Origin of the sequence: Microbacterium sp. NPDC060132 (genome assembly GCF_042729675.1) — a bacterium.
Classification (GTDB): Bacteria; Actinomycetota; Actinomycetes; order Actinomycetales; family Microbacteriaceae; genus Microbacterium; species Microbacterium sufflavum.
Genome location: NZ_JBHWXU010000001.1, coordinates 2151891 through 2169881 on the forward strand (window position 1 = coordinate 2151891; position 17991 = coordinate 2169881).

At 73.4% G+C, this 17991-nt stretch carries 14 protein-coding genes; 8 read left to right on the top strand and 6 right to left on the bottom strand.

What is annotated here, in order from left to right; genetic code table 11:
• Positions 1-29: 29 nt before the first annotated feature.
• Positions 30-2195 (top strand): DEAD/DEAH box helicase, encoded by a 2166-nt coding sequence (locus tag ACFWCH_RS10505; RefSeq protein ID WP_378803499.1) that lies wholly within the window; start codon positions 30-32, stop codon positions 2193-2195.
• A 16-nt stretch (positions 2196-2211) separates the two neighbouring features.
• Here the strand turns inward: ACFWCH_RS10505 and ACFWCH_RS10510 are convergent, their stop codons facing one another.
• Entirely contained in the window at positions 2212-2979 is a 768-nt protein-coding gene (locus ACFWCH_RS10510; protein WP_136030274.1) for an IclR family transcriptional regulator, read from the bottom strand.
• Between the two features lie 147 nt (positions 2980-3126).
• Here ACFWCH_RS10510 and dhaK point away from each other — a divergent pair, with 147 nt between their 5' ends.
• The 7 genes from dhaK to ACFWCH_RS10545 all read left to right on the top strand — a co-directional run bounded on the left by dhaK (position 3127) and on the right by ACFWCH_RS10545 (position 11544).
• Positions 3127-4119 carry a dihydroxyacetone kinase subunit DhaK gene (dhaK, locus tag ACFWCH_RS10515; protein ID WP_378803500.1) on the top strand — a complete coding sequence of 331 codons (993 nt, stop codon included), beginning with the start codon at positions 3127-3129 and terminating at the stop codon, positions 4117-4119.
• The gene (gene dhaL, locus ACFWCH_RS10520; RefSeq protein ID WP_378803501.1) at positions 4119-4760 is read left to right on the top strand and encodes a dihydroxyacetone kinase subunit DhaL; all 642 of its coding nucleotides are present in this window, start codon (positions 4119-4121) and stop codon (positions 4758-4760) included. Before dhaK ends, dhaL begins: the two co-directional genes overlap by 1 nt.
• On the top strand, positions 4760-7510 hold the full coding sequence (gene ptsP / locus ACFWCH_RS10525; RefSeq protein WP_378803502.1) for a phosphoenolpyruvate--protein phosphotransferase: 2751 nt from the start codon (positions 4760-4762) through the stop codon (positions 7508-7510). The genes dhaL and ptsP overlap by 1 nt, the downstream gene beginning before the upstream one ends.
• A 180-nt stretch (positions 7511-7690) precedes the next feature.
• On the top strand, positions 7691-8974 hold the full coding sequence (locus ACFWCH_RS10530) for a sensor domain-containing protein (protein WP_136044817.1): 1284 nt from the start codon (positions 7691-7693) through the stop codon (positions 8972-8974).
• A 114-nt stretch (positions 8975-9088) separates the two neighbouring features.
• Entirely contained in the window at positions 9089-9517 is a 429-nt protein-coding gene (gene paaI / locus ACFWCH_RS10535; RefSeq protein ID WP_136035418.1) for a hydroxyphenylacetyl-CoA thioesterase PaaI, read from the top strand.
• A gap of 24 nt (positions 9518-9541) precedes the next feature.
• Positions 9542-10867 (top strand): phenylacetate--CoA ligase PaaK, encoded by a 1326-nt coding sequence (paaK, locus tag ACFWCH_RS10540; protein WP_247638495.1) that lies wholly within the window; start codon positions 9542-9544, stop codon positions 10865-10867.
• 62 nt (positions 10868-10929) lie between these two features.
• Entirely contained in the window at positions 10930-11544 is a 615-nt protein-coding gene (locus tag ACFWCH_RS10545) for a TetR/AcrR family transcriptional regulator (RefSeq protein WP_136035420.1), read from the top strand.
• A gap of 37 nt (positions 11545-11581) precedes the next feature.
• Here the strand turns inward: ACFWCH_RS10545 and paaZ are convergent, their stop codons facing one another.
• The 5 genes from paaZ to ACFWCH_RS10570 form a co-directional block, all read right to left on the bottom strand.
• Positions 11582-13663 (bottom strand): phenylacetic acid degradation bifunctional protein PaaZ, encoded by a 2082-nt coding sequence (gene paaZ / locus ACFWCH_RS10550; protein ID WP_378803503.1) that lies wholly within the window; start codon positions 13661-13663, stop codon positions 11582-11584.
• Between the two features lie 14 nt (positions 13664-13677).
• A complete protein-coding gene (locus tag ACFWCH_RS10555; protein ID WP_247638497.1) occupies positions 13678-14577 on the bottom strand; it encodes a 3-hydroxyacyl-CoA dehydrogenase family protein in 900 nt (299 codons plus the stop codon).
• A complete protein-coding gene (locus ACFWCH_RS10560; protein ID WP_378803504.1) occupies positions 14574-15341 on the bottom strand; it encodes an enoyl-CoA hydratase/isomerase family protein in 768 nt (255 codons plus the stop codon). The genes ACFWCH_RS10555 and ACFWCH_RS10560 overlap by 4 nt, the downstream gene beginning before the upstream one ends.
• Positions 15338-16531, bottom strand: coding sequence for a thiolase family protein (locus ACFWCH_RS10565; RefSeq protein WP_378803505.1), 1194 nt, complete (start codon positions 16529-16531; stop codon positions 15338-15340). Before ACFWCH_RS10565 ends, ACFWCH_RS10560 begins: the two co-directional genes overlap by 4 nt.
• 123 nt (positions 16532-16654) lie before the next feature.
• Complete coding sequence (locus ACFWCH_RS10570) at positions 16655-17974, bottom strand: MFS transporter (RefSeq protein ID WP_206251595.1); 1320 nt, start codon at positions 17972-17974, stop codon at positions 16655-16657.
• Positions 17975-17991: the final 17 nt, after the last annotated feature.

Here is a 17991-nt window from a genome sequence, read left to right on the forward strand (position 1 = left end):
TGTCGGCGGTGTGCGGCAGAGTGGAGGACATGACCTCCGCACCCGCCGACACCGCCCGCGACACCGCCCGCGCCGCCCTCGCCGAGCTGGTCGGGCGCGCCGACGTCGACTTCCACGACGGGCAGTACGAGGCGATCGAGGCCCTGGTGGAGGGGCGCCGCCGCGCGCTCGTGGTGCAGCGCACCGGCTGGGGCAAGTCCGCGGTGTACTTCGTCGCGACGCTGCTGCGCCGACGGCAGGGCGCGGGCCCCACCGTGCTGGTGTCGCCGCTGCTCGCCCTCATGCGCGACCAGATCGCGGCCGCCGAGCGCGCGGGCGTGCGGGCGGTGGCGATCAACTCCACGAACGCGCACGAGTGGGCGGAGGTGGAGGGGCGGCTCGCGCGCGACGAGGTCGACGTGCTGCTGGTGTCGCCCGAGCGGCTCAACAACCCCGCCTTCCGCGAGCAGCAGCTGCCCGCGCTCGTGGCCCGCCTCGGCATGCTCGTCATCGACGAGGCGCACTGCATCAGCGACTGGGGGCACGACTTCCGGCCCGACTACCGCCGCCTGCGCGACCTGATCGGCCAGCTCCCGACCGACGTGCCGGTCCTGGCCACGACCGCGACCGCCAACAGCCGCGTCGTGGCCGACGTCGCCGAGCAGCTCGGAGCGCTGCCGACCGGGGAGGCCGGTGGGGCTGTGGCGTCCGCTGCACCGGGTGCGGGTGCGGGTGCGGGAGCCGTGCCGGTGCTGACGATCCGTGGACCCCTGGCCCGCACGTCGCTGCGGCTCGGCGTGCTGCGCCTGCGCGACTCGGCCAGCCGCCTGGCCTGGCTGCTGAGCCACCTCGACGACCTTCCGGGCTCCGGCATCATCTACACGCTCACGGTCGCCGCGGCCGTCGACACCGCGCGACTGCTGCGTGAGCACGGGCATGAGGTGCGCGCCTATACCGGGCAGACCGATGCCGAGGAGCGCGCCGAGTCGGAGGGCATGCTCAAGCGCAACGAGGTCAAGGCGCTCGTGGCCACCAGCGCCCTGGGCATGGGCTTCGACAAGCCCGACCTCGGCTTCGTCGTGCACCTCGGCGCGCCGTCGTCGCCCGTCGCGTACTACCAGCAGGTGGGCCGTGCGGGCCGGGCGAGCGACAACGCCGACGTGCTGCTGCTGCCCGGGGTCGAGGACCGCGACATCTGGCACTACTTCGCGACCGCGTCGATGCCCGACCGTGAGCGCGCCGAGCGGGTGATCGCCGCGCTCGGCGACGCTCCGATCTCGACCCCGGCGCTGGAGGCCCTGGTCGACATCCGCCGCACGCCGCTGGAGTTGCTGCTCAAGGTGCTCGACGTCGACGGAGCCGTGCGGCGCGTGCAGGGTGGCTGGATCGCGACGGGAGCGCCGTGGACCTACGACGCCGAGCGCTACGAGCGCATCGCCGCCGAGCGGGTCGCCGAGCAGCAGCACATGCTCGACTACGAGCGGACCGACGGCTGCCGCATGGAGTTCCTGCAGCGGGCGCTCGACGACGAGACCGCCGCGCCCTGCGGTCGCTGCGACACCTGCGCGGGCGTCTGGTTCCCGACCGAGGTGGCGTCGACGGCCAGCGCGCAGGCGGCGGAGTCGCTCGACCGCGTGGGCGTGCCGATCGAGCCGCGGCGCGCCTGGCCGACCGGCGCCGACCGCCTCGACGTGCCCGTCAAGGGCCGCATCCCCGCGGACGAGCAGGCCGAGGAGGGGCGTGCGCTGGCGCGGCTCACCGATCTGGGCTGGGGCGGCGCACTGCGCGACACCTTCGCCGCGGGCGCCCCCGATGCCGCGGTGACCCCGCGGCTGGTGCAGGCGTGCGTGCGCGTGCTCGCCGGGTGGGGGTGGGTGGAGCGGCCCGTCGCCGTGGTCGCCCTGCCCTCGCGGTCGCGGCCGCTGCTGGTGGACTCGCTGGCGCGAGGACTGGCCGACATCGGGCGACTGCCGTACCTGGGCGCTCTGGAGCTGCGCGGCGGGGGACCGTCGGGCCAGTCGGGAGGGAACAGCGTGTTCCGGCTCGCGGGCGTGTGGGACCGCTTCGACGCGTCGCACCTCGAGGTGCCAGCGGGCCCCGTGCTGCTGGTCGACGACCTCGTCGACAGTCGCTGGACCATGACGGTCGCCGCGCGCACCCTCCGTCGTGCCGGGGCCACCGCGGTGCTCCCGTTCGCGCTCGCCCTCCGCGGCTGACGCCGGGGCCCCGGGCTCAGTCGTCGGCGGGGGAGATGCGCGGGGGCCAGGAGGTCGCGCCGAGTTCGCGGGAGATGTTCCTCGCGGTCTCGCGCAGAGCGTTCACGACGGCGTCCGAGGCGGGGGTCTGCGAGGTCGGCAGGACCACGGCGACCGCGGCGACGATCGCGTCGGAGGCATCGGCGACGGGCGCCGCGAGCGACGACTCACCGAGCACGGCCTCGTCGAACTCGCCCGCCATGCCCCGCTCGGCGATCGCGGGCAGCTCCAGCGTCAACCGCGCGACGTCGGTGACCGTGTCGCCGGTGAGGCTGCGCAGCGGTGCGTCGAACACCGTCCGCTGGAACCCCTGGTCGTACGCGAGCAGCACCTTGCCCATCGCGGAGGCGTGCGCGGGGATCGCCATACCGGTCTCGAGCATCTGCTGGCTGTCGTCGGGGCGCAGGTTGTGATGGATCACCAGCACGTCGGTGAAGTGCGGCGCTCCCAGGCGCACGGAGAGGTGCGTGCGGCGGGCGAGCTCCTGGGTCCAGCGCATGGACCGCGCCCGCACGTCGAGGCTGTCGAGGTACACGTTGCTGAGGCGCAGCAGGGTGGGGCCGAGCATGTAGCGCTGCCCTCCGCGCTCCTTGGCGACCAGACCGTGCGCGCGCAGCGACTTCACGATGCCGTGCACGGTCGACGGCGGCAGGCCGAGCGCGCTCGACAGGTCGGTGATGCCGAGGTGGCGCGCCCCCTGCAGCAGGTCGAGGATCTTCGCCGCACGGTCGATCGCCTGGATCATCCGCGTCTCCTTCCGGTCGTCGTCGACCCGGTCGCGCCGGTCGCCTGAACGATCTTGACAAGCCGGCAGGCTCCGAGCATATTCGACATTAACGAATTCCTTTCGGATTTTCGGGACAGCGCACGATGCATCAAAGGAGATCGCACGATGAAGAAGCTCATCAACGCCCCGGAAGACGTCCTCGTCGAATCCCTGCGGGGCGTCGCCGCCGCTCATCCGGAGCTGTCGGTGGATCTGGAGAACCACGTCATCACGCGGGCCACGCCCAAGGCGCAGGGCAAGGTCGCCGTCGTGTCCGGCGGCGGGTCGGGACACGAGCCCCTGCACGGCGGCTACGTGGGCACGGGCATGCTCGATGCGGCCGTCGCCGGGGAGGTCTTCACCTCACCCACCCCCGACCGCGTACAGGTGGCGACCCAGGCCGTCGACCGTGGCGCCGGCGTGCTGCACATCGTGAAGAACTACACCGGCGACGTGCTCAACTTCGAGATGGCGGCCGAGCTCGCGTCGATGGAGGGCATCGAGGTGGGCACGGTCGTGGTCGAGGACGACGTCGCGGTGCAGGACTCGCTGTACACGGCGGGACGCCGCGGGGTCGGGCTCACGGTGCTGCTGGAGAAGCTCGTGGGCGCCGCCGCCGAGGAGGGCCGCGACCTCGCGTCCGTCGTCGAGCTGGCGAAGCGCATCAACGGACAGGGGCGCTCGATGGGCATGGCGCTCACGAGCTGCACCGTGCCCGCCGCGGGCAAGCCCACGTTCGACCTCCCGGACGACCAGATGGAGATCGGCATCGGCATCCACGGCGAGCCGGGCCGGCACCGCGAGCCGCTCGCGCCCGCGTCCGACATCGCCCGCCAGCTCGTCGAACCCATCCTGGGCGACATCGACGCGGCCGGTCCCGCGATCGTGATGCTCAACGGCATGGGCGCGACCCCGCTCATCGAGCTCTACCTCATGTACGGCGAGGTCGCCGCGATCCTGGAGAAGTCGGGCGTGCAGATCGCCCGCAACCTCGTCGGCAACTACATCACCTCGCTCGACATGGCCGGCTGCTCGGTCACGGTGCTGAAAGCCGACGACGAGCTGCTGCGGCTGTGGGACGCACCCGTGGTCACCCCCGGCCTGCGGTGGGGCGCCTGATGGCGGCCGTCGGCACCGCGCAGCTCGCGGACTGGATCACCCGCTACCGCGACGCGGTCACCGCGCAGCGCGACTGGCTCACCGAGCTGGACTCCGCGATCGGCGACGCCGACCACGGCGCCAACATGGCCCGCGGCTTCGCGGCCGTGGGAGACAAGCTGGCCGCGGGGACCCCGGCCACGGTCGACGAGCTGCTGAAGACGGTCGGCATGACGCTCGTGAGCTCGGTGGGCGGAGCGAGCGGCCCGCTGTACGGCACCTTCTTCCTGCGCATGGGCATGTCCGCCGGAGCGGTCTCGGAGATGGACGGCCCCGCGCTCGCCGCGGCCCTGCGTGCCGGACTCGAGGGCATCGTCGCCCGCGGCAAGCCCGAGGCGGGGGACAAGACCATGTACGACGCGATGGCGCCGGCGGTCGATGCGTTCGACGCGGCGCTCGCCGACGGATCCTCGGTGGGCGACGCCGCCCGGGCGGCGGCCGACGCGGCGGCCGCGGGGCGCGACGCCACCCTCGACCTGGTGGCGCGCAAGGGGCGCGCCAGCTACCTGGGCGAACGCAGCGCGGGGCACCTCGACCCGGGCGCGGCCTCCACCGCGATCCTGTTCGACACGCTCGCCGCCGCGATCGCGGACAGCGCCTGATGATCGGCATCGTCGCCGTCTCCCACAGCGCCCGGCTCGGGGAGGCGGCGCTCGAGCTCGCCCTCCAGATGGTGCCGGGGGGAGGCGTGCGCGTCGAGGTGGCGGCGGGCGCGGGGGTCGACGCCGACGGTGCCCCGGTACTCGGGACCGACGCCGTGGCCGTCGCGACCGCGATCGATGTGCTCGCCGCGGACTGCGACGGGGTGCTGGTGCTGATGGACCTCGGGTCCGCGGTGCTGAGCGCCGAGCTCGCGCTGGAGCTGCGGGCGAGCGACGTGCCGGTGCGACTGGCGCCCGCGCCGTTCGTGGAGGGGCTGCTCGCCGCGGTGGTCGCCGCCGCGGCCGGGGCCGACCTCGACGCCGTGGCCGCGGAGGCGACCGGAGCGCTGGTGGCGAAGAGCGGACAGCTCGGGGAGCCCGAGGCGGAGGCGGGCGCCGCCGGGAGCACGGGGGTGGGAGCGGGTACGACGACCGGGTCCGCGGCCGTGCCGGAGTCGGAGCCAGGGACGCGGGGGGACTCGCCGAGCGGGTCAGGATCCGCGGCGACGGGCGGGACTCCGGCGGACCCGCCGGAGCCGGGCGCGCATGAGGAGGGCGTGAGTGTGCGTCGCGTGCGGGTGCGCAACCCGCTGGGCATCCACGCGCGCCCGGCCGCCCTGATCGCGGAGGCCGCCGGTGGCGCGGACGTGCGCCTGCGACGGCTGCCCGATGGGATCGAGGCGGCGGCGCGCAGCCTCACGCGCCTGCTCGCGCTCGGAGCGCGGCAGGGCACGGAGTTCGAGCTGATCGGCCGCGGTCCCGACGCCGGGGCCGCCCTCGACCGGCTGGTCGCCCTGTTCGACGACGGCTTCGGCGAGGGCACGGAGGACGCACAGCGCGACGACACCCGAGCCGCGGACGGTGCCGGCGGAGAGGGCGCTCGCGCCACCGTCGGGGGTCCGGATGCGTCCGGCGCGGCGGACGGCCCGGGTGCTGCCGCCGCCGCGGAGACCGGGGGCCGTGGCGCCGGCGCGGAGACGAACGACGCCCGCGGGGCGAGAGCGGGTTCGGCTGCGGACGCAGCGGGTGTGGACGGCGATGCGGACGGACCGGTGCCGATCGAGCCCGGGGCCGTGCTGCGGGGGCGCGGTGTGAGCCCGGGGAGGGTCGCGGCGCCGGTGGTGCACGTGGCGCCGCCGCTGCCGGAGCCCGACGCCGAGACGGTGGTCGCGCCGGACGAGCGCGAGGCCGAGGTGTCGGCGATCGAGTGGGCCGCGGTGGCCGTGGCCGACCAGCTGCGTTCGCGCACGGCTCAGGCGACCGGCGAGGCCCGCGCGATCCTCGATGCGTCCCGGCTCCTCGCGTCCGACCCGGAGCTGGTGTCGGAGGCGACGGAGCTCGTGCGCGCGCAGGGACGCACGGCCGCGCGCGCCGTCTGGGAGACGTCCGCGACGCACGAGAAGGCCCTCCTCGCGCTCGGCGGCCGGATGGCCGAGCGCGCCGCCGACATCCGCGACGTGCGCGATCGCATCATCGCGGAGATCCTGCGGGTCGACCTGCCCGGTGTGCCGGAGCGCGACGAGCCGTTCGTGCTGGTGGCGACCGATCTGTCTCCGGCCGACACCGCCACCCTGGACGGGGGGCGGTGCGTGGCGCTGGTGACGGAGCAGGGCGGCCCGACCTCGCACACCGCGATCATCGCGCGCTCGCTCGGACTTCCCGCGGTGGTGGGACTCGCGGGTGCGCTCGGGATCCCCGAGGGGACGACCGTGCTGGTGGACGGGGATCGTGGCACGGTGTCACTCGATCCGGACGAGGCAGACGTGGCGTCGGCGCGTACCGCCTCCCCCGTCATGCGGTTCGACGGACGCGGGCGCCTGGCGGACGGCCACCGCGTGCCCCTGCGTGCGAACGTGGGTGGCGCGGCGGATGCGGTGACGGCGGCAGCGGCGCAGGCGGAGGGCGTCGGCCTGTTCCGCACCGAGTTCTGCTTCCTCGGCCGTGTCGATGCGCCGACGATCGACGAGCAGGTCGAGGCGTATCGCGGAGTGCTCGCCGCGTTCCCCGGCCGCAAGGTGGTGGTGCGCACGCTCGATGCGGGCAGCGACAAGCCGCTGCCCTTCGCGAACGCCGATCACGAGGACAACCCGGCCCTCGGTGTGCGCGGACTGCGCATCGCCCGGCGGAACCCCGCCCTGCTCGACGATCAGCTGCGGGCCCTCGCGCGCGCGGCGGATGCGGAGTCGGCCGAGGTCGAGGTGATGGCGCCGATGGTCGCGACCGTCGAGGAGGCGCGGGAGTTCGCGGAGCGGTGTCACGCCGCCGGGCTGGACCGCGTCGGGATCATGATCGAGACGCCCGCTGCCGCCCTGCTGGCGGCCGAGCTGTTCGAGGTCGTGGACTTCGTGAGCCTCGGGACGAACGACCTCGCCCAGTACACGCTGGCGGCCGACCGCCTGCTGAGCGACCTCGGCGAGCTGAACGACCCGTGGCAGCCCGCAGTCCTGCGCCTGATCGGCATGGTGGGCGCGGCGGGTCGCGCGGCGGGGAAGCCGGTCGGGGTGTGCGGTGAGGCCGGGGGCGATCCGGCCCTCGCTCCCGTGCTGGTCGGGCTCGGCGTGACCTCCCTGTCGATGACCCCGCGTGCGCTCGGACGGGTGGCCGCGGCGCTGGACGCGGTGACCGTCGAGGACTGCCGTCGGATGGCCGAGGCCGCGGCCGGCGCCCCCACGGCGGCCGAGGCGCGGGCGGCCGTGACGCGCGCCGGGTGACGGCGCCCGACGCGGGCTTCTGCGGTCGGGGCGCGGTGTATGCCGATGCGGGCATGCGATCCGTATCGTTCTCGTCACGGTGGTCGGCTGGCCAGTATTTTGGTGGGCCGGACCACTACGCTCGCGGCAGGGGACGCGCCGTCGGCGCGTGAGAGACCACCGGAGGGTCGAATGTCCAGCATGTCGTTCGTGAAGAGATCGATCGCGCGAGGCGGCCTCGCGGCCGTCCTCGTGGGGGCGCTCGCGGGGGTGTCCGCGTGCGCACCGACTCCCGAGCCCGCGTCGAGTCCTTCGGCCGCGCCGTCGACCTCGGCGCCGGAGCCGTACGATGGGCCGCTGCTCTTCGTCGGCGACGAGCTGGAGTCGTTCGCACTGACTCCGCAGGAGGTCGCCGGCCTCTTCCCGGGGGCACCGCCCGCGACCGCGATCACGGACACGCTCGTGCAGTACGCCGACGGCGGCGGTCCCGACTTCGCTCCGGCCGTCTGCAGGCTCCTGATCAGCGAGACGTCGATGCGCAGCGTCGGCGCGCGCACGGTGCCGTGGGTCGATGGCGCAGACGCCGGGAACAGCGGAAGGCAGGAGATCCTGCAGTTCGCCTCGGAGGAGAACGCGTCCGCTCGAATGGACGACCTCGTGTCGACGGTCGAGAGCTGCGCGCAGTTCGACGCCCAGGGGCCGGGGTCCTTCACGGCCTCCGTGGCTCCCGACGGCGATGGTGTCCGCGCCTTCGCCGGGACGCTGGAACTCGACTCCTCGGGGAGCCCGTGGCGTGCACACCACGCGTTCGCCGCGGTCGGCAACGTGATCGTGCACGCGTGGCAGCCGGCACAGGACGGTTCCGCGTTCGACGCGGAGGCCGCTGCGCTCCTGCTGCGCGACCGTGCGGTGGAGGCGAAGACCGCGCTCGTGGACGAGCTCACCGCGCAGCCGCCCGTCACGCCGACGCCGTCCGCGCAGGATCCCTCCGCCGACTGGAGCACGTGGGAGCTGACGCCGACGGGCGTCGGTCCTCTGATCTTCGGTGCCGACCGCGCCGCCGCGCTCGCCGCGGTTCCCGGTGCGACGGCCGAGGAGTTCACCTGGACGGACACGGCCGCGCGCCTGGTGAGTCCGGACGGACAGTCCTCGCTCATCCTGCACTTCACCGAAGACGGGGCGCGGCTCAGCGGCGTGACCGCCGGCATCGCGAACCTGGACGGTGACGTCGAGCCGAACGGCGACCTGCTCCCGGCGGCCCAGGGCGTGCGCATCGGGGCGCCGCTCGCCGACGCCGTCGCCGCATTCCCCGATGGCACGTTCCTGCAGATCGTCTCGTCCGGCGAGGACTTCTATCAGTGGGCGACGAGGGAGGGCGGCGTGGTTCGCTTCCGCGCGGACCGCGACGCCGCTGATCCGGCGGCCGTCATCACCGGGATCACGGTGGAGGACGCGACGCTGACCCCGCCCCTCACCGTCGACTGACGCACGCTCTGCGTCGGGCCGCGGTCCCGCTCTGTCTTACTGACCGATCGTTCAGTTAGTATGGGCCGAGCGGGACCGCGGCGTCCCGTCCCCAGCGCGACGAGGAGGTCGGCGATGACGGATGTGACGACGGAGACGGCGGAGGCCGTGCAGCCCAATCGCGCCATGATGCAGCGCGACCGCGCGTCCGCGATGCTCGGGCTCACGGTCGAGCGCGACGACCCCGGTCATGCGGTCGTCTCGATGCGCGTGCGCGACGACATGACCAACGGCTTCCGCATCACCCACGGCGGGTTCGTGTTCGCGCTCGCCGACACGGCCTTCGCGATCGCCTGCAACGAGGACGACCGGGTCACGGTCGCGGCCGGAGCCGACATCGCCTTCCTCAAGCCGACCGTCGCCGGGCAGACCCTCACGGCCACGGCCGTGCGACGCACCCGCACCGGGCGCTCCGGCATCTACGACGTCACCGTGGTCGACGAGCAGGGCGACACCGTCGCCGAGTTCCGCGGCCGCTCCCGCACCACGCCCCAGACCCACTGACCCGCCGAAACCCGAGGAGCCCCCGTGTCGACGACGACCGCCCCCGCTTCCGCCCTCCGCCCGCCCGCCGCCGAGGAACTCGACCCCGAGGAGCGCCTGAGCCGTGCGGAGCTCGAGGCCCTTCAACTGGAGCGGCTGCAACGGACCGTGCGCCACGCCTACGCGCACGTGCCGCTCTACACCCGCAAGTTCGACGAGGCGGGCGTGCACCCCGACGACATCCGGTCGCTCGACGACGTGCGCCGCCTGCCCTTCACGACGAAGGACGACCTGCGCGAGACCTACCCGTTCGGGATGTTCGCGGTGCCGATGGACGAGGTCGCCCGCATCCACGCCTCCAGCGGCACCACGGGCCGCCCGACCGTGGTCGGCTACACCCGGGGCGACCTCGACCGCTGGGGTTCGCTCGTGGCGCGGTCGCTGCGGGCCAGCGGCATCCGGCGGGGCATGAAGGTGCACAACGCCTACGGCTACGGCCTGTTCACGGGCGGCCTCGGAGCGCACGCGGGCATCGAGGCCCTGGGCGCCACGGTGATCCCGATGTCGGGCGGGCAGACGGCACGGCAGGTGCAGCTGATCCGCGACTTCGAGCCGGACGCCATCCTGTGCACGCCCAGCTACCTGCTCACGATCGCGGATGCGATGGCCGCGCAGGGCATCGACCCCCGGTCGACGTCGCTGAAGGTGGCGGTGCTCGGTGCCGAGCCGTGGACGAACGAGATGCGGCACGAGCTCGAGCAGCGCCTGGACCTCGACGCGCTCGACATCTTCGGGCTCAGCGAGGTGATGGGGCCCGGGGTCGGGAACGAGTGCCTGGAGACCAAGGACGGGCCGCACCTGTGGGAGGACCACTTCCTTCCCGAGGTGATCGACGGCGACACGCTCGAGGCGCTCCCCGACGGGGAACGCGGCGAGCTCGTGTTCACCTCGCTCACCAAGGAGGCGTTCCCGGTGATCCGATACCGCACGCGCGACATCACGCGCCTGCTGCCGGGCACCGCGCGGCCGGGCATGCGGCGCATGGAGAAGGTGACCGGTCGCAACGACGACATGATCATCCTGCGCGGCGTGAACCTGTTCCCGACGCAGATCGAGGAGCTGGTGCTGGGCATCGAGCAGCTGACCCCGCACTTCATCCTGGAGCTGACGAAGGAGGGGCGGATGGACGCCCTGACCGTGCGCATCGAGCGTCACCCCGACCTCTCGGTGGACACGTGCGCGGCGGCGGCGAAGGTGCTGGCGCAGCGCATCAAGGTGTTCGTCGGGTCGACGGTCGCGGTGCGGCTGGAGGAGCCGGGTGCCCTGCCCCGCAGCGAGGGCAAGTACAAGCGCGTCTACGACCTGCGCTGACACGGCGCCGAGATCGCGCCGCCTGCACGGCGCGGGGGCGCCGCGATGGGAGACTGTGGGGGATGTCCGAGATGCAGACCACGCGGCGCGGCCGCCCCGGGTACGACCAGCAGGGGATCCTCGACGTCGCGGTCGCCGCGTTCAACGAGCACGGCTACGACGCGACCTCGATCGGCAAGCTGGCCGAGCGCCTTGGCCTGTCGAAGTCGGCGATCTACCACCACTTCGCCTCGAAGGACGACATCCTCGACCGGGCGCTCGACGCTGCCCTGAGCGGCCTGGAGGCCGTTGTCGACGACCCGCTGCCGCTCACGGACGGCGGCCGGGCGCCCGACGCCGTCGCGCGCCTGGAGCACGTGCTGCGCGGCGCCGTGCACGTGCTCGTGTCGCAGCTGCCCGCCGTGACCTTGCTGCTGCGGGTGCGCGGGAACACCGACGTGGAGCGGCGTGCGCTCACTCGCCGTCGCGCGTTCGACCGGCGCATCACCGCGCTCGTCGGAGAGGCGCAGGCGGAGGGGTCGCTGCGCTCCGACATCGACGCGGCCGTCGTGGCCCGCCTCACGTTCGGCATGATCAACTCGATCGTCGAGTGGTACCGCCCCGGAGGGCGTGAGGGCGCGGACCGGCTCGCCGACGACGTGGTCGCCATCGCCCTCGACGGCCTGCGCCGCCGCTGAGGCGCCGGACACCCCGCCCGCCCGGCGCCCCGCGCTTTCACACGGCGGCGAGCTCCTTGGCGACGAGCGTGAGCACGTCGTAGGTCGCGACGATCTCGTCGTCCTGGTTCTTCAGCACCGCATCCCACCGCACCTCGCCGTACTCGTCGGTCTCGCGCGGGGTGATCTGCTTGGCGGTGAGCTCGACCCGGATCTCGTCGCCGGGTGACACGGGCGTCACGAAGCGCAGGTTCTCCAGGCCGGAGTTGGCCAGCACGGGCCCGGGCGCCGGGTCGACGAACAGCCCAGCGGCCCACGACACCAGCAGGTAGCCGTGCGCGACCCGTCCGGGGAAGAACGGGTTCGCGGCCGCGGAGGCCTCGTCCATGTGCGCGTAGAAGGTGTCGCCCGTGAACGCCGCGAACGTCTCGATGTCGTCGAGGGTCACGGTGCGCGAGGGGCTCGCGACCTGATCGCCAATCCGCAGCTCGGACAGCGACTTGCGGAACGGATGCACGCCGTCGTTCGCCTCGAACGGGCGGGCCGTCGCGCCCTGATGCCACACGCCGGTGAGCGCGGTCATCATCTCGGGGGAGCCCTGCACGGCCGTCCGCTGCATGTGGTGCAGCACCGCGCGGATGCCGCCCAGCTCCTCGCCGCCGCCCGCCCTGCCCGGCCCGCCGTGCACGAGGTTGGGCAGGGGGGAGCCGTGACCGGTCGAGCTGCGCGCGTCGTCGCGGTCGAGGAACAGCACCCGGCCGTTGTAGGCGGCGATGCCGGCCGCCAGGGTCGTCGCGACCTCGGGGTCGTGGGTCGCGACACTGGTGACGAGGGAGCCGCCGCCGCGGGCCACGAGTTCCGACGCCTCGGCCAGCGACCGGTACCCGACGATGCTCGACACCGGGCCGAACGCCTCGATCTCGTTCACGGCGGGGCTGGTCGCGTCGGCGAAGCGCAGCAGCATCGGGGCGACGAAGGCGCCTTCGGGGGCGGTCGCCTCGCTGCCGTCGGCGTGACGCACCGCGGGGTCGTCGGTCGAGCCGATCACGAGCTCGCCGCCGCCCTCCTGCAGCCGTCGCACCTGGCGGCGCACCTCGTCGCGCTGTGCGAGGGAGGCGAGCGGGCCCATCGTGACGCCCTCGGCCCGCGGGTCGCCCACGACGATCCGCTGCTCCAGGCGCGCGCGCACGGCGGCGATCACGTCGTCCACGGCGTCCTCGGGCACGATGGCGCGGCGGATCGCGGTGCACTTCTGCCCGGCCTTCGAGGTCATCTCGGTCACGAGCTGCTTCACGTAGGCGTCGAACTCGGGGGTGCCGCTCACGGCGTCGGTGCCGAGGATCGACGCGTTGATCGAGTCGGTCTCGCTCGTGAAGCGCACACCGCCGGTCTGCACCGCGTCGTGCGCGCGCAGGCGCTCCGCGGTCGAGGCCGAGCCGGTGAACGCCACGAGGTCGCCCAGGCGCAGATGGTCGAACAGGTCAGGCACACTGCCCGACACCAGCTGCAGCGAGCCGTCGGGCAGCAGCCCGGACTCGACCATCACGCGCACCATCGCCTCGGTGAGGTAGCCGGTGGGCGTCGCGGGCTTCACGACCGTGGGCACCCCGGCGAGGAAGGCGGGCGCGAACTTCTCCAGCGACCCCCACACCGGGAAGTTGAAGGCGTTGATCTGCACGGCCACCCCGGGCAGGCGCGTGTAGATGTGGCGGCCGAGGAACGAGCCGTCGCGCGAGAGGTTCTCGACGGCGCCGTCGACGTAGACCTTCGCGTTGGGCAGCTCACGGCGGCCCTTGCTGGAGTAGGCGAAGAGCACGCCGATGCCGCCGTCGATGTCGACCCAGGAGTCCTGCGCCGTGGCGCCCGTGCGGCTCGACAGCGCGTACAGCTCCTCCTTGCGTGCGGTGAGGGCGAGCGCGAGCTTCTTCAGCAGCACGGCCCGCTGGTGGAAGGTGAGCGCGCCGAGAGACGCCTGCCCGACCGTGCGCGCGTGGTCCAGGGCGGCGCCCAGGTCGAGCCCGCTCGTGGAGACGCGCGTGACCACCTCGCCCGTGGAGGCGTCGCGCACCTCGGTGGCCTCGGTGTCGGCGGACGGGGTCCACCACGCACCCTGCACGTAGCTGGGGAGGATCTCGGTCATGGGGGTTCCCTTCATCAGTCGTCCCAGTCGTAGAAGCCGCGTCCGCTCTTGCGGCCGAGGTGGCCCTCGGCGACGAGACGGCGCAGCAGAGCGGGGGGTTCGAAGCGCGGGCCCAGGTGCGCGGCCAGGTACTCGGCGATGCCGAGCCGCACGTCGAGCCCCACGAGGTCGGTGAGCCGGAGCGGGCCCACCGGATGCTTGTAGCCGAGGGTCATGGCGGCGTCAATGTCGGCCGCCGAGGCGACGCCGTCCTCCAGCATCCGGATCGCCTCCAGGCCGAGCGCGACGCCCAGTCGTGAGGAGGCGAAGCCCGGCGCGTCGGCGACCACGATCGGCGTCTTGCCGAGGGCGTGCACCCAGCCGCGGGCCGCGTCGGTCAGGGCCGCGTCGGTCGCCGCGCCGCGCACGATCTCCACCAGGGTCGAGGCGGGCACCGGGTTGAAGAAGTGCAGGCCGAGGAAGCGCGCCGGGCGGTCGAGCACGGCGGCGAGCTCGTCGATCGCGATGGAGGATGTGTTGGAGGCCAGGGCGGCGGCGGGGGAGAGCTGCGCCTCCACGCGGGTGAGCGCCTCGATCTTCAGGCTCAGGTCCTCCGGCACGGCCTCGACGACGAGGTCGCAGTCGGCGAAGAGGGCCGCGTCGGTGCCGGTCGCGAAGCGTGCCCGATACGACGCGACCGTGTCGGTGGCGGAGCCGCGGGCGATCGAGGCGTCGACGGAGCCGAGCACGCGCGCGGACGCCGTCTCCGCCGCCGCGTCATCGCGTTCCACCACGGTCACGCGGGAACCCGCGAGCAGGAAGGCGTGCGCGATGCCGGCGCCCATGCGCCCGCCGCCGAGCACGCCGACGCGCGCCGGGGCGGTGGGCGGGGCCGTCGCGGCGGCCGCGGAGGGGGAAGGTGAGGTGGTCGTCATCGGTCTCTCCGCTCCAGGAAGGCGGTCATGCGGCGGAACTTCTCCGGGCTCTCGAAGAGCACGGACTGCTCCTCCAGGTCGACGGCGGGGTGCCGGTCGCGCGGGGCGCGCAGCACGCGCTTGGTCGCCATCGTGGCCGCGGGGTCGTTGCGGGCGATGCGGTCGGCCACGGCGTGGGCGGCGTCGAGCAGCTCGTCCGGCTCGTGCAGAGCGGAGACGATCCCGAGGCGCAGCGCCTCGTCGGCGAGCACCGTGCGACCGGTGAACAGCAGCTCGGCGGCCCTGGCCTCACCCACGATCTCCTTCAGCCGCCACGATGCCCCGGCCGCGGCGATGATCCCGAGACCGGTCTCGGGGTTGCCGATGCGGAGCGCGGGCGTGGCGAGGCGGATGTCCGCGGCGTAGGCGAGCTCGGCCCCACCGCCCAGGGCGTAGCCGTCGATCGCGGCGATCACGGGCATCGGCAGCTCCGCGAGGCGCACGAACGCGTGGGCGTTGATGCCGCGCAGCGCGTCGGCGGCGCGGCGCTCCCGCAGCTGGGCGATGTCGGCACCCGCGGCGAACACGCCCTCGGCCCCGGTGAGGATCAGCGTCTTCGGCGTCTCCTCCAGCTCCGCGCACAGGGCGTGCAGCGCGTCGATCGTGGCCTGGTCGATCGCGTTGCGCTTGTGCGGACGATTCAGGGTCGCGATCACCCGGTCCTCGCGGTGCTCGACCAGCAGCGGCGTCGCGGGCGGGGTCTCGGCGGTCGGCGCCGCGGTCATCGCACGGCCTCCAGGATCGTGGCCGCCCCCTGCCCGACGCCGACGCACATCGTCGCCAGGCCGTATTGCGAGCCCTCACGCTCCATGCGGCCCATCAGCGTGACCAGCAGCCGCGAGCCCGAGGAGCCGAGGGGGTGGCCCAGCGCGATGGCTCCGCCGTCGGCGTTCACCCGGTCCTCGTCGAGTCCGAGGCGGCGGATGCACGCGAGCGACTGCGATGCGAAGGCCTCGTTCAGCTCGATCGACCCCAGGTCGTCCAGCGACAGCCCCGAACGGTGCAGTGCCTTCTCGGTCGCGGGCACCGGCCCGAGCCCCATGACCTCGGGGGCGAGTCCGGCCGAGGTGCCCACCACGATGCGCGCGCGGGGCGTGAGGCCGTAGCGCTCCACGGCCGCAGCGCTCGCCACCAGCACCGCTGACGCGCCGTCGTTGAGGGCGCTGGAGTTGCCCGCGGTCACGACCTCGCCGCCCGCGACCACGGGGCGCAGCCTGGCCAGGACCTCGAGGGTCGTGTCGGGGCGGGGGCCCTCGTCGACGAGCACCTCGCCGTTGCGCACGGGCACGCCGACGATCTCGGGGGCGAAGCGACCGGCGCTGATCGCGGCGGCGGCGCGCTGCTGCGACCGCACGGCGAACGCGTCGGCCTCCGCGCGCGTGATGCCGTCGACGCGGGCGACCTCCTCCGCAGTCTCCGGCATCGTGAACGTGGCCTTGTCGCGCGCGAGCAGCCGCGGGTTGGGGAAGCGCCAGCCGATCGAGGTGTCGAACGCGGCTCCGGGCTTGGCCCAGGCCTTCTCGGGCTTCGCCTGCACCCAGGGCGCGCGGGTCATCGACTCCACGCCGCCCGCCACGATGAGGTCGGCGTCGCCGGCGCGGATCGCCTGGGCGGCCATGGTCACGGCCGACATGCCGGAGGCGCAGAGCCGGTTGACGGTGATGCCGGGCACGGTGTCGGGGAGCCCCGCGAGCAGCACCGCCATCCGGGCGACGTTGCGGTTGTCCTCACCGGCCTGGTTCGCCGCGCCGAGGATGACCTCGTCGAGCTCCGCGGTCGCGGGGTCGAGCCCGGCGCGCCGCACGGCCTCGCCGACGACGAGGGCGGCCAGATCGTCGGGGCGGACCGTGGCGAGGGTGCCGCCGTAGCGCCCGACCGGCGTGCGCACGCCTCCGACGAGATAGGCCTCTGGCATGCGGATCTCCTGACATCGTCGTCCTGCGGGTGGTCCGGGGAGCGGCCGGCCGTGAATTACTGACCGATCGTAAGGTAATTATGGCACAGGCGCACGGCCGGCCGCGATCCCGGATCCCGCGCGTCAGACGGAGAGGTCCACGCCCTTCGTCTCCTTCACGAGCGACACCCCGATGAGCGAGATGACCGAGGCGATGGCGATGTAGAGGCCGATCGTCCACGCCGCGTGGAACTGGTTCAGCAGCGACTCCGCGATCATCGGCGCGAACGCCCCGCCGAGGATCGCGCCCAGCGCGTAGCCGATCGAGACGCCCGAGTAGCGCACGTTCGCCGGGAACATCTCGGCGTACAGCGCTGCCTGCGGGCCGTACGACAGCCCGAGGGCGAACGTCATCACGAACAGTGCCACGAAGTACCAGACGATGTTCGCGGTGTCGATCAGGAACCACATCGGGATCGCCCACACCGCCAGGGCGACGTACCCGATCTGGAAGGTGCGGATGCGCCCGAGGCGGTCGGAGAGGTGCCCGCCCCACAGCGTGAAGATCAGCCAGCCGAACGAGGCGAGCGTGGTCGCCAGGAGCACGGGCGGACGCTCCATCCCCAGCGCGGTGACCGCGTAGGTGGCGAAGAACGCGATGAGCAGGTAGCCGGCGGCGTTGTTCGCGATGAAGATGACGGCCGTCAGCACGACCTGCTTGGTGTTCGAGCGGAACAGCTGCCCGAGCGGGGCCGAGGCCTCCTTGCGGCGGCGGCGCAGGTCTTCGAACACGGGGCTCTCGTCGACCGCGCGGCGGATCACGTAGCCGACCGCGATCAGCACGATCGACAGCAGGAACGGGATGCGCCAGCCCCACTCCAGGAACGCCTCGGGCGACATCGAGCTGGTCAGCGCCCACAGCGTGAACGTCGCCAGGATCATGCCGACCGGCACACCGATCTGCGGGAAGGCGCCGAACAGGCCGCGCCGGCCCGTCGGCGCGTGCTCGACGGCCATCAGGGCGGCGCCACCCCACTCGCCGCCCGCGGAGAAGCCCTGCAGGATGCGGAGGAGGATGAGGAGGATCGGCGCGGCGACACCGATCGCCGCGTACGTCGGCAGCAGGCCGATCAGCGAGGTGGACAGGCCCATCATGACGAGCGTGAAGACGAGCATCTTCTTGCGGCCGAGCTTGTCGCCCAGGTGTCCGGCGACGATCGCGCCGAGCGGGCGGAACAGGAACGAGATGCCGATCGTGGCGAACGACAGCACCTGGGCGAGCCCCGGGCTGGACTCCGCGATCGGGGCGAGGAAGAGCGGCGCGAGCACGAGGCCGGCGGCCTGTGCGTAGATGAAGAAGTCGTACCACTCGATCGAGGTGCCCACGAGGGTGCCCGCGAGCACCCGGCGCTCTTCGGCGGGCATCCTTCCGGTGGACGAGGCGGCAGCGGTGGCTGAGGTCATGCGAACTCCGTTGTTCT

Bases quoted from the DNA above. Each gene is read 5' to 3' on its own strand.
- ACFWCH_RS10505 (WP_378803499.1), top strand. From the start codon at position 30: ATGACCTCCGCACCCGCCGACACCGCCCGCGACACCGCCCGCGCCGCC.
- ACFWCH_RS10510 (WP_136030274.1), bottom strand. From the start codon at position 2,979: ATGATCCAGGCGATCGACCGTGCGGCGAAGATCCTCGACCTGCTGCAG.
- dhaK (WP_378803500.1), top strand. From the start codon at position 3,127: ATGAAGAAGCTCATCAACGCCCCGGAAGACGTCCTCGTCGAATCCCTG.
- dhaL (WP_378803501.1), top strand. From the start codon at position 4,119: ATGGCGGCCGTCGGCACCGCGCAGCTCGCGGACTGGATCACCCGCTAC.
- ptsP (WP_378803502.1), top strand. From the start codon at position 4,760: ATGATCGGCATCGTCGCCGTCTCCCACAGCGCCCGGCTCGGGGAGGCG.
- ACFWCH_RS10530 (WP_136044817.1), top strand. From the start codon at position 7,691: ATGTCGTTCGTGAAGAGATCGATCGCGCGAGGCGGCCTCGCGGCCGTC.
- paaI (WP_136035418.1), top strand. From the start codon at position 9,089: ATGACGGATGTGACGACGGAGACGGCGGAGGCCGTGCAGCCCAATCGC.
- ACFWCH_RS10545 (WP_136035420.1), top strand. From the start codon at position 10,930: ATGTCCGAGATGCAGACCACGCGGCGCGGCCGCCCCGGGTACGACCAG.
- paaZ (WP_378803503.1), bottom strand. From the start codon at position 13,663: ATGACCGAGATCCTCCCCAGCTACGTGCAGGGTGCGTGGTGGACCCCG.
- ACFWCH_RS10555 (WP_247638497.1), bottom strand. From the start codon at position 14,577: ATGACGACCACCTCACCTTCCCCCTCCGCGGCCGCCGCGACGGCCCCG.
- ACFWCH_RS10560 (WP_378803504.1), bottom strand. From the start codon at position 15,341: ATGACCGCGGCGCCGACCGCCGAGACCCCGCCCGCGACGCCGCTGCTG.
- ACFWCH_RS10565 (WP_378803505.1), bottom strand. From the start codon at position 16,531: ATGCCAGAGGCCTATCTCGTCGGAGGCGTGCGCACGCCGGTCGGGCGC.
- ACFWCH_RS10570 (WP_206251595.1), bottom strand. From the start codon at position 17,974: ATGACCTCAGCCACCGCTGCCGCCTCGTCCACCGGAAGGATGCCCGCC.